General features: G+C 39.3%; 11 protein-coding genes and 2 other RNA genes. 8 read left to right on the top strand and 5 right to left on the bottom strand.

The genetic code is table 11. The features are described 5' to 3' along the window. Positions 1-228: 228 nt before the first annotated feature. Together rraA and LK453_RS08955 are read right to left on the bottom strand one after the other, a co-directional pair. Positions 229-744 carry a ribonuclease E activity regulator RraA gene (rraA, locus tag LK453_RS08960; protein WP_044298456.1) on the bottom strand — a complete coding sequence of 172 codons (516 nt, stop codon included), beginning with the start codon at positions 742-744 and terminating at the stop codon, positions 229-231. Between the two features lie 151 nt (positions 745-895). Then, a complete protein-coding gene (locus tag LK453_RS08955) occupies positions 896-1660 on the bottom strand; it encodes an NAD(P)H-binding protein (protein WP_007395261.1) in 765 nt (254 codons plus the stop codon). Positions 1661-2044: 384 nt separating this feature from the next. On the opposite strand from LK453_RS08955, the gene rpsF reads away from it, so the two are divergent. From rpsF to LK453_RS08930, 5 genes are all read left to right on the top strand, one after another. Next, the gene (gene rpsF, locus LK453_RS08950) at positions 2045-2449 is read left to right on the top strand and encodes a 30S ribosomal protein S6 (protein ID WP_007395262.1); all 405 of its coding nucleotides are present in this window, start codon (positions 2045-2047) and stop codon (positions 2447-2449) included. 26 nt (positions 2450-2475) lie between these two features. After that, complete coding sequence (gene rpsR / locus LK453_RS08945; RefSeq protein WP_007395263.1) at positions 2476-2703, top strand: 30S ribosomal protein S18; 228 nt, start codon at positions 2476-2478, stop codon at positions 2701-2703. Between the two features lie 19 nt (positions 2704-2722). After that, on the top strand, positions 2723-3217 hold the full coding sequence (gene rplI, locus LK453_RS08940; protein WP_007395264.1) for a 50S ribosomal protein L9: 495 nt from the start codon (positions 2723-2725) through the stop codon (positions 3215-3217). A gap of 171 nt (positions 3218-3388) precedes the next feature. Next, positions 3389-3746: a transfer-messenger RNA gene (gene ssrA, locus LK453_RS08935) on the top strand. Positions 3747-3980: 234 nt separating this feature from the next. Further along, positions 3981-4337 (top strand): glutaredoxin family protein, encoded by a 357-nt coding sequence (locus tag LK453_RS08930; protein WP_007395265.1) that lies wholly within the window; start codon positions 3981-3983, stop codon positions 4335-4337. A gap of 69 nt (positions 4338-4406) precedes the next feature. Here the strand turns inward: LK453_RS08930 and LK453_RS08925 are convergent, their stop codons facing one another. Both LK453_RS08925 and ffs read right to left on the bottom strand, forming a co-directional pair. Further along, positions 4407-5597 (bottom strand): CinA family nicotinamide mononucleotide deamidase-related protein, encoded by a 1191-nt coding sequence (locus tag LK453_RS08925; protein WP_007395266.1) that lies wholly within the window; start codon positions 5595-5597, stop codon positions 4407-4409. Between the two features lie 262 nt (positions 5598-5859). Continuing rightward, an RNA gene (gene ffs, locus LK453_RS08920) (signal recognition particle sRNA small type) lies at positions 5860-5956 on the bottom strand. Positions 5957-6234: 278 nt separating this feature from the next. Between ffs and LK453_RS08915 the strand changes: the two genes are divergently transcribed. Further along, positions 6235-6957 carry an SIMPL domain-containing protein gene (locus tag LK453_RS08915; RefSeq protein ID WP_044298345.1) on the top strand — a complete coding sequence of 241 codons (723 nt, stop codon included), beginning with the start codon at positions 6235-6237 and terminating at the stop codon, positions 6955-6957. A 182-nt stretch (positions 6958-7139) separates the two neighbouring features. Here LK453_RS08915 and glnA read toward each other — a convergent pair whose 3' ends face one another. After that, complete coding sequence (glnA, locus tag LK453_RS08910; RefSeq protein WP_044298346.1) at positions 7140-8549, bottom strand: type I glutamate--ammonia ligase; 1410 nt, start codon at positions 8547-8549, stop codon at positions 7140-7142. A gap of 908 nt (positions 8550-9457) precedes the next feature. On the opposite strand from glnA, the gene LK453_RS08905 reads away from it, so the two are divergent. Next, positions 9458-10081: an anthranilate synthase component II gene (locus tag LK453_RS08905; protein ID WP_201538208.1), complete on the top strand. Its 624-nt coding sequence runs from the start codon at positions 9458-9460 to the stop codon at positions 10079-10081. Between the two features lie 87 nt (positions 10082-10168). Next, positions 10169-11272, top strand: coding sequence for an anthranilate phosphoribosyltransferase (gene trpD, locus LK453_RS08900; RefSeq protein WP_201538210.1), 1104 nt, complete (start codon positions 10169-10171; stop codon positions 11270-11272). The last annotated feature ends 6 nt before the right edge of the window (positions 11273-11278 follow it).

Genomic DNA, 11278 nt, shown 5'->3' with positions numbered 1-11278 from the left:
ACTATTAAAAATTGAACTGCTATTAAAAATAGTATTGCCAAACTATTCAATTAGTCATTTGTAGTTGGATTATTAATCCTATGTGCTTATCAAAAAAGCCAACAAAGCAGTGTGGTGCTGTGTTGGCTTTATAAGTCAGCTAGAGACGTATAATAGAGCTTTAATTTTAGGGCAATTTCAGCTCAGCGTTATTCCCAGATTAACTAAATGAATTAAATGCACAATGAGCTAAATTAACGGTTTTTCGCTAGCAATAATACCGTTATTGTCGGCATAAACATACATGCCTGAGTTTAAAGTTAAATCACCAAAACTAATCTCTAAATCAGTCTGACCTTCACCACGACGGTTTGATTTGCGAGGGATACAGCCTAACGCCATAACCCCGATATCCATCTGTGCCATGTCGTCTACATCACGCACGCAGCCATAAACCACAACCCCAGTCCAACCATTATCGATAGCAGATTGAGCAATCATATCGCCTAATAATGCACAGCGCATAGAACCACCACCATCGACAACCAAGATTTTACCTTCGCCATTGGCATCGCGGCCATCAGAGTTTAGCAACTCTTTAACTCGGCTGTTGTCCTCAAAGCATTTCACAGTGACGATTTCACCGCAAAACTTATCTTTACCGCCAAAGCTATAAAAAGACTTGCCTTCAATATTTGGTAGACAGACTTGGCTTTCTGGATTGGCATCCAATAAATCACAAGTTACGAAGTTTGTTTTGGTCATTTCGGTCATGGTTATTCCCTTAATTATTATTGGCTGATGAAACTATTATTGGCTCATAAAGCTATTATTGATTCAAAAAACTACGGCTATTAATTCAAAAAACTTCGGCGAGTACCGCTAGGACAATCCTGCTACTTACTCAATATTTAGCTTAAGACTTTAATCGAGTCATCGCAAGCATTTGTTGATTGTCAATTATAGTAACTTTATCACTCTTAGCTTCCAAATCTGATACTTTATGACGTTCATTGATATTATGAGCCGTTAGAGCAATAGCTGCTGCCACTCGCTCGGCTTCAATGGGTCGTGAGCGCAAAGTTTTCGGTACCAGTGGCGCAATAATTTTATAAGCCCTTTGTGCTGTATTTTCCAATAAACGACCTTTATGTTTACCTAATAATAAAGAAGGCTGAAAGATAACCAATTCATTAAAGCCTAACTCGGCCAATGAGGTCTCAAGCTCTCCTTTTACTCGGTTATAAAAAAACCGGCTTTCAGTATCCGCGCCTAACGCCGATAAAATAAAGAACCTTTGTACCCCTTTTTTGCGGCAAGATTTAGCAAAATTTAGATTATAGTCATAATCAATACGTCTAAATGCCTCATCGCTTCCTGCTTGTTTTTTGGTCGTTCCCAAACAACTAAACGCATCTGTATCTGGACCAATAGAAATATTGCCCATGATCTCTTCTAGGTTGTTAAAGTCGCCTAATTGATAAAACTGCATTTGAGCTGACATATGCTTTGGCGGCTTTCTAGCAACAATAATCAGATTGTCATACATTAAGCTAAGTTGGCTAACCAACCTTCTGCCAACCAAACCCGTTGCGCCTATTATAATGGCTTTACGTTTCATAACCTCTATACCTTTTGATAACGCTTTGTTGTAACGCTTACAGCATCTGCTGATGAACATCCCTAAACATTTAGCCTTACTACAACCTGATAACTCAGCTGACCTTGCGAAGACTTTAAAATATAAGAACTTAAAAAAGTATCAATTTTAAAAGACGTTCAGATAATATAATGAATATATTAGCAGCAGGTTACTGTAAACATTTTTTTGGACAGTCTCAATCAGTTATTGATTATTGAAATCATTTGATACAAAGCTTGTTATAAAACTCGATAACTGTTATAATCCCGCGCTTTATAGCAATTAGTAAATTTATTGTTACTTTATAATGAGTAACAGCTATTTATTTCAATGTAGATGTACTTTATTTGTTAAGTGCATCTGTTATAAATCTCCTTGCTGTTGACATGGGGTCAATGGCTACTAATCCGTAAGGAGTCCTAAATGAGACATTACGAAGTGGTGCTTATCGTACACCCTGACCAAAGCGACCAAGTAGTCGGCATGGTTGAGCGATATATCAAATTAGTTCAAGACAACAATGGTATGGTTCATCGTCTTGAAGATTGGGGCCGTCGTCAATTGGCTTACCCAATTAACAAAATCCATAAAGCACACTATGTGTTATTCAACATTGAGTGTGATGGTGCGACTCTAGAAGAGCTTGAAGAGCTGTTCCGTTATAACGACGCCATTATCCGTAGTCTAGTTGTACGTCGTGACGACGCTATTACTGAGCCTTCACAATTAGCGAAAAGCGCTGATGAGAAGCGTGCACGTAAAGCGCCACGTAGTGAAAACTATGACAATGATCAGGATGATGAGTCTAACGACGATTCTGACGAATAATTTAAGCTCATTTAAGGAGAAGATCCATGGCACGTTTTTATCGCCGTCGTAAATTTTGCCGTTTTACCGCTGAAGGTATCACTCACATCGACTATAAAGATGTAGAGCTACTAAAACAATACATCAGCGACAATGGTAAAATTGTTCCTAGCCGTATCACTGGTACGTCTAACAAATATCAGCGTCAATTAGCAACTGCTATCAAACAAGCTCGTTACTTAGCATTGCTTCCATACACTGACAATCATCAGTAAGCCAACTTAGGAGTGACTCATGCAAGTTATTTTATTACAGCGTATCGTCAACCTTGGTAAACTTGGCGAAACTGTCGATGTAAAATCAGGTTACGGTCGTAACTACCTAATTCCTCAAGGTAAAGCGTTACCAGCTACTCCAGCTAACGTTGAGAAATTTGAAGCTCGTCGTGCTGAACTTGAAGCTATCGAAGCTGAAGAATTAGCCGCTGCACAGAAACGTGCTGACGCGTTGACTGATGTTAACGTTATCATGCGCGCTAAATCTGGTGAAGATGGTAAGCTATTTGGTTCTATCGGTACTCGCGATATCGCCGATGCACTTACTAAGTCTGGCCTTGAAGTTGACCGCGCTGAAGTTAAGTTACCAGAAGGTACTTTACGTCAAGTGGGTGAATACAATGTTGATATCCAGCTTCATCACGATATCTTTGCTAGCATCTTAGTTACCATTCTTTCTGAAGATGGTGATCAAGCAGCACAACAGCAAGAAGCTGAAGAAGACGCAGAATAATTACTGCCCTACTACAGTTTAGTTGTTAAAGAAAAAGTCAGCTTCGGCTGACTTTTTTTGTGCAAATAAGTTATTCGTTTAGTTAAATTTATCAATATGTTACCTAATGTAAGCTGAAACTTAGTCCTCTTGTAATAATCTGATATTAGCTATATAATAGCTCGTTCTATTGGGGATGTTCTGGCTTCGACGCTGGTGATGAAACCTGATGGTGCATGCCGAGAGTATATGTCCTCTCGTAAATCAAACATATATTGTTATAATTGCAAACGACGAAAGTTACGCTCTAGCAGCCTAAACCCCTGCTTTCTTAACTGCTGATTGCCCATAGTTGGTCAGTTAAGTATAGCGCACGCATATGGGATCGCTCTGGGAACTGCCTTAGTTCTCAGGGTTCAAACTCAAAGGATCGCCCAATCCATCCTGACTGTCGGATCGGTGCGGGTTAAAACCATAGACAGAAACTAAGCATGTAGATCCACAGGCGTAATGCTGGCGGACGCGGGTTCAACTCCCGCCATCTCCACCAATTTCTTAATCAAGGCTTACCGTAATATTCGGTAGGCCTTTTTTAATAGGCGTTTGAGAGGTTTAGTGAATATCCCGAACCATAGCAGGCTATATAGAATACCGGTATTATTGTTGGTATTGAAATGAGTCATATCTAAATATACCAATAAAGTTTCTTTAGCCTGATTAGATTAGACTTGTCTCTCTATCTTAACTATACTCATCTGCAGACATTCTACCCATCAAGTGACGTATGAAACCCATCACATTATTTACTATAGTGTTGACCGCTACAGTGTTAATGGCAAGCTTTTATATGATTAATGCTAGTAGAGTTCAGTCTGTCCCTGAGGCTCTAGCTTGTAATGTCTCCGAGCAAAACGATATCGTGCTTTATAGTGCTGTCTGGTGTGGCTACTGCAAGCAAACTAAGCAATTATTAGCCAAACATAATGTGAATTATTGCGAATATGACATAGAAAGGTCCGCTGAAGGATATGAGCAATTCAAAATGCTGGGTGGCCAAGCTGTGCCCTTGTTACAATTTAACGGTTCAATCATTCATGGGTATAATAAGTCGTTAATTGAAACCCATATCCAAAATCAATAGCTCTACTTTCATAAAAAAGGAGCAAGCTTATAGTATAGGCTTGCTCCTTTTTTTTGGTGACAGATAATCTTAACTTATCTCTTTAAACGCCTTTAAGAATAAGAATAACGCTGTTTTAGCCGCTCTTATCTGCACCGCCTGCATATCACCGATGAAGGTTCTTTCAATAAGTGATACATTGCCATCGACACACAGAGCAATAAAAAATCTCTTTTGAGGTCTTCCCGAAGGAGTCAGAGAAGCTTGTGATATTTGACAATGAAACACACCGATTGCATTTTTAAGGTTATTTTGCTCAATAAACTCTGCAAATTGATTGGCTGCTAGCGCCTCATTAATGGTCTTTTTTTCTACCCGAGTGGTACTTACCTTTAGATTTTCATAAGGAGCATCGGTACTTAATATTCTATTGCTCAAATAAGCATTGGTATTAATCTCATACACCCCAAAGTCATTTATCTGATGCTGACTTAGAGCTTGCTCTAACGATTCATTCTCTTCACTATATAGATAATCTCCCAACAAATGACGTATCTGTTTGGCAGTTCCTTCAAAGTCTTTCTCTGCATCTTCTAAGCTATGTGCTTTGACTGTAAGACGAATGGTGATTTCACCAATCCCTGCATAAGGCGCTATGGAGACATTGCTTTGCTGCGCAATTAATTCTTTTAGTGTATCTTCAACGGCAGACTCGCCAATATTGCCAAACTTTAAATACTTAGAATAAAGTTTCTTACGCGTACCCAAGATATTATCTAGTAAAGGCTTGAGCTCACGTTTAAACATCACCTTCATTTCTCTGGGAGGACCTGGAAGTACGGCATAATAAGTATCTTGATATTTGTGCACAAAGCCCACTGCCAAGCCCACTGCATTTTTTAGAAGATGACTGCCCTCAATGGTATTGGCTTGTCTTTTATTAGAGGCAATTAGAGAATCGTTTCCTCCTTTAAACAGTTCAAGTATTTTATTTTGAGCATCTTCATCAATGACTAATTTTGCTTCCGTAAATTCAGCAATGGCATCTTTGGTTAAGTCATCTTCGGTAGGCCCTAAACCACCACAACATACCACTAAATCAGAACGTTCACTCGCTATCTGTAGGGCTTGTTTGACACGGACCATATTGTCACCCACTACCCCTTGAAAATAGACGTCCACACCTAGGTCAGCCAATTCTTTGGCCATATATTGAGCATTGGTATTCACAATTTGACCTAATAAAATCTCAGTACCTACTGCAATAATCTCAGCTTTCATAATCACCTCTTATTTTTATTTATCGAAAATTCAATATCTATCCTTTGATATTTAGTCTATTGTAAACATTCAGTGTGGCAAACAGTAGACGCTCCTAGTTACGCTATCTAACTTAGCCTTACTGCATGACTTATTTTATACCGCTTAGCTTTTATTTATTTTTTATCGGCCATAAAAAAGGCCTGACACTTTATTGTGACAGACCTTTATTTCATATTAATAATCATACGATTTTTATAAATTTTAGGCAAAAAAATGATGACCCCACTAGCACATCCTCGGCACACTATGTATCTACTACCGTTGCTACCTTCCGGTCCTGGCGGGGTTCATAGTACAAAGTTGCGAGGCTACCAATGGAGCCACCAAGCACGTATTATACCTAAACTTTCAATGTTTTCAAGCATATTCGAACATTTACTGTGTGCTATTTTGCAGATAGGAAAGATAGGCAATTACAGATAAAGCAAGCGCAGATTTGTGTAACAATATTCACAGGGTTTGCACTTACTGCAAATATGTAACATGATATTATTTGCTTCAATTGGCTGTTCTCTGCTTATGCCTTCTATAGACTAAACAAAGCAGCTTATGATTATCAAAATTTTAACCATTATAATTTGTAAGGAATACAATGATGTCAAAATCACTTTCCAATACCCTGTCTAAAGCTGCCATGCTATCTGTATTAGGCAGTGCTGCCCTTTTCGCTCAAGCTGCAAATGCTGAGCCAACCGGCTACAACCAAATCAGCTTCAATGTTGAAGCCAACCAAGAAGTTGAAAATGACCAAGTAACAGCAACTTTATATAAACAAGCACAAGCGTCTACCCCAAAAAAACTAGCGACAGAGCTTAATACTGCGATGAATCAAGCGCTCAGTATTGCTAAGCGCTATCCAACAGTTACCACTACCACCGGACAGCAAAATACCTACCCTAAATATGATGATAACGGTAAGATTGTGGGTTGGACCGGTACGGTTAGTGTGGATCTAAAAAGCAAAGACTTTGCTAAAACCAGTGAGCTTGTTGCCAACTTACAACAAAATCTAGTAGTGCAAAATCTTCAGTTTGGTGTCTCTGAAGAGAAACAAAAACAGCTTGAAAAGGACCTTATTAAAAAAGCCTCTTTAAAATTTAGAGACCAAGCCAAGTCTTTAGCTGAGACTTGGGACATGAGCGGCTATCAAATTATCAATGTTTCTATTAACTCAAGCGGTGGCTATCAACCACGTCCGATGATGATGATGCGTGATGCTGCTGCAAAAAGTAGTGTACCTGTTCAAGAGTTTGAGGGTGGTAATACGCGTTTAGGCGTTACTGCCAGTGGTACAATCGAACTTATTCCATTTAGATAAATTCTCAATAAGATGGTTATTTTTACAGGCACATTTCTATAGCCAGGTTTTTATAAATGCGTATAGATAAACCTTTATAAATATATCATAAAAAAAACCCCAGCTCGAAAGCTGGGGTTTTTTAATCCTACCGATTAACTCTATTAGGTTAATAACCTAGTTCAAGTTAAAAAGCATGCCAATTATAGGCTGTAATACATATCAAACTCAACAGGATGAACTGTAGTGTTTAGACGACGAACTTCTTCAGTTTTAAGTTCAATGAAGGCATCCAACATATCTTTAGTGAATACATCACCTTTCAATAAGAAGTCATGGTCATCTTTAAGAGCTTGAAGGGCAACTTCTAAGTTTTCAGCAACCGTTGGGATTGAACCTTCTTCTTCTGGAGGTAGGTCATATAAGTTCTTATCTGCTGCATCGCCTGGGTGCATTTTGTTTTGAATACCATCAAGGCCGGCCATCAATAATGCCGCAAATGCTAAGTATGGGTTAGCAGTTGGATCAGGGAAGCGAGCTTCAACACGAACCCCTTTAGGTGAGCTTACATATGGAATACGGATAGACGCTGAACGGTTACGCGCTGAGTAAGCTAACATAATTGGCGCTTCGTAATGTGGTACTAGACGCTTATAACTATTGGTCGATGGGTTAACAATCGCGTTCAATGCACGAGCGTGCTTGATGATACCACCGATAAAGTATAAAGCAGTTTCTGACAGACCAGCATACTCGTCACCTGCGAAAGTGTTTACGCCGTCTTTAGAGATTGACATGTGTACGTGCATACCAGAACCGTTATCACCTACGATTGGTTTTGGCATGAAAGTCGCTGTTTTACCAAATTGGTGTGCAACGTTATGTACCACATATTTAAATTGCTGTACTTCGTCCGCTTTACGAACCATAGTGTTGAATGACACACCGATTTCAGACTGGCAAGACGCTACTTCGTGGTGATGTACTTCTACACGGTCTGGACCCATAATGTCTTCTAAACGCTGACACATTACTGAACGAAGATCTTGTGAGCTATCTACTGGTGGTACTGGGAAGTAACCGCCTTTAACGCGTGGACGGTGAGCCATGTTGCCCCACTCGTAGTCGTTATCAGTTGACCAAGCTGCTTCTTCAGCAGTGATACGATGACGAGCACCTGACATGTCGATAGACCATTTTACGTCATCAAATACGAAGAATTCTGGCTCTGGACCAAAGTAAGCAGTATCACCGATACCTGTAGACTTTAAGTATTCTTCTGCACGGCGTGCGATTGAGCGTGGGTCACGATCATAGCCTTGCATAGTGGTTGGCTCGATGATGTCACAAGTTACTACCACAGTCGTTGCATCAAAGAATGGGTCGATAAACGCTGTTTCTGGATCTGGACGTAAAATCATGTCAGAGGCTTCAATGCCTTTCCAGCCAGCAACTGATGAACCATCAAACATTTTGCCGTCTTCTAATACATCTTCATCGATGCTTGAAGCAGGATAGCTGATGTGTTGCTCTTTACCGATCGTATCAGTAAAACGGAAGTCTACCCATTTGGCGTTAGACTCTTTGATTAGATCGAATAGTTTGTTTGACATTGTATGTCTCTCCATTAATTGTTCACAACGAACTTTTTTGAGGGTAGTTTAATCTGAACTTGATTTGAATTTATTATGCTGCACTTAGGCTTATTATGTTCAAAAGCTCGCATATCATTCTCATTTTATCAAAAAACAGTTTAGGTAACAGTAATTTAAAATTTTAATGACAATTTAAATTCAAGCCGTAAACGCTTAGTTCGACTTTAAGCAACCTGTTGCTGCTTTGATATTCTAATTGATGCAACTCACATGCCAACGCTAAATAAATTTCTCAAAATTTAACCTACAGTAGGTAAACAAAAGCTAAATGCTTGCAAATTAGTCTGTTTTTTCACTGTTTTTGGCTTATCTGCCATTCTATAAGATATATAGGTTCAAAAACAGTGCAATCCATTTTATATTTTTGCACCAATTTTGTGCGAATAGAGTATTAATTTTATTTATTATGGTGCATTTAGCATCACAACTACCAATATATGTTACTTATACATCCATTCAATCATCTATTTATTAAATGACATACTGTTTATTAATAGCTTACTGGTTTAATATTTTGGCAGTTAATAATTTAACAATTTGAATAAGCAGCTTAGTGGCCTACCTATCCATTATGACGCAAGGATTAAATTATCGATTCTACTGTGTCACTAATACTCCAAGGATTAGATAATCTTTATCTTAAGTTCCGATATCCTAAGTTCCGAAAAGCACTTGGCATAGGTATAATCTGTTCTATTTTAACTATCTACATCTTCCTTCATAACTAATTTCGACCACTATTAGAATCAGACTATGGATTTAGACCCTTTGTCATATTCCAATGTCTGTTAGAGGTCTTTTTAGAATATTTTGTTCGTTTTAACGTTTTTTTAAATTCTATTTTTTGAATAATGTGATACCTACTTATGATTCTGCTTTTAGATAATTACGATAGCTTTACTTATAATATAGTGCAATATCTACAGCAATTGGGCACACAGGTGGTGGTCGTAGAAAATGATGCGGTGAGTGTGGCTGACATTACTGCCCTCAATCCTAAAGCCATCGTACTGGGACCAGGCCCAGGGACGCCTGACGAGGCAGGTATTACCTTACAATGTATTAAGCACTTTGCCGATAAATTGCCACTACTAGGTGTCTGTCTAGGGCATCAAGCCATTGCACAGTCTTTTGGGGCCACTATAGTTCGAGCCTCACAAATTATGCATGGCCGTACCTCCCAAGTATTCCATGACCAACAAGGTGTCTTCAGCGGTTTGGACAATCCCACTGAGTTTACCCGCTATCATTCCCTTATCATTGACAAAAGCTCATTGCCTAGTACGCTTAAAATTAGCGCGTGGACCTCAAATAATAGCCGCAATAGTCAAGAGTTCAAAAGCCAAGACAATCTTAATGAAATTATGGGAATTCGCCACAAACATCTTCCTATTGAGGGGGTTCAGTTCCATCCAGAGTCTATACTGAGTCAGGCGGGTTTAAAACTGTTTGAAAACTTTTTAGTACAACATCATCTATTAAGTCACTAACAACCTTGGTCTGAGTGTGTATAATAAAAACACGCTTCAAACTTAATAATTCTTTTTTCCAATTAACCTTACTTAGTGTTAAATATTATGCCAAATACTCCGTTAACCACTGCCCATTTATCAGACGAACAAATCCACGACATTCTAACCACTGCATTAGCGCGTATCTTGCGAAGAATTGATTTAACACAACAAGAAATGCGTCAAATCATGACTATCATTATGGATGGACGTTGTCCTGATGCGATGATGGGAGCTCTGTTAACGGGGCTTAATATGAAGAGTGAGTCGATTGATGAAATCACCGCTTCAGCCAGTGTGATGCTTGATTTTGCTCATACTATTGAACCTAAAAATTGTCGTAACATGGTAGATATCGTGGGTACAGGCGGAGATGGTAGCAACCTATTTAACGTCTCTACCGCCTCTGCTTTTGTGGCGGCAGCCGCTGGGGCTACCGTAGCCAAGCATGGCAACCGTGGGGTATCGTCAAAGTCAGGTAGTTCGGATTTACTTGAACAAGCAGGCCTAAACCTAAATATCACCCCAGAGCAAACATGTCAGTGTATTGAAGAGCAAGGTATTGGCTTTTTATTTGCCCCAAATCATCACACTGCGATGAAACATGCAATTCCCGTTAGACGAGCCCTAAAAGTACGTACTATTTTCAATATTCTAGGTCCTTTAACCAATCCAGCTGGGGTTAAAAACTTAGTGGTTGGTGTTTTCACTGATAATATGTGTGAGCCACTCGCCCATGTATTTAAAAATCTAGGTGCTGAGCATGTGATGGTAGTCAGCTCAAAAGACCGCTTGGACGAAATAAGTCTGGCCACCAGTACTAAAGTAGCTGAACTAAAAGATGGCGAAGTGACCGTCTATGATATTTTCCCAGAAGATGCAGGCATAGATTCACAAACTTTAGTAGGCTTAGACGTCAACTCTGCTGAACAAAGTTTGCAACTGATTCAAGCTGCTTTGTCTGGTAAAGACAGTAATGAGTTTGATATTAGTCAAAATAAAGTCGAGAAAGCTCGAGATATGATTGCCCTAAATGCGGGGGCAGCGATTTACGTGTCGGGCCTTGCCAGCAATTTCCCTAATGGGGTTAACCAAGCGCAAAACATTATTCGTAGTAGTAAAGCCCTAGAAAAAATGACTGCGTTAGCTGCCTATACACAGTCTTTCTAAGGTAAA

Origin of the sequence: Psychrobacter sanguinis, assembly GCF_020736705.1 — a bacterium.
Taxonomy (GTDB): domain Bacteria; phylum Pseudomonadota; class Gammaproteobacteria; order Pseudomonadales; family Moraxellaceae; genus Psychrobacter; species Psychrobacter sanguinis.
Note: the sequence above shows the minus strand (reverse complement) of the source record. Positions and strands in the feature narration are given on the sequence as shown.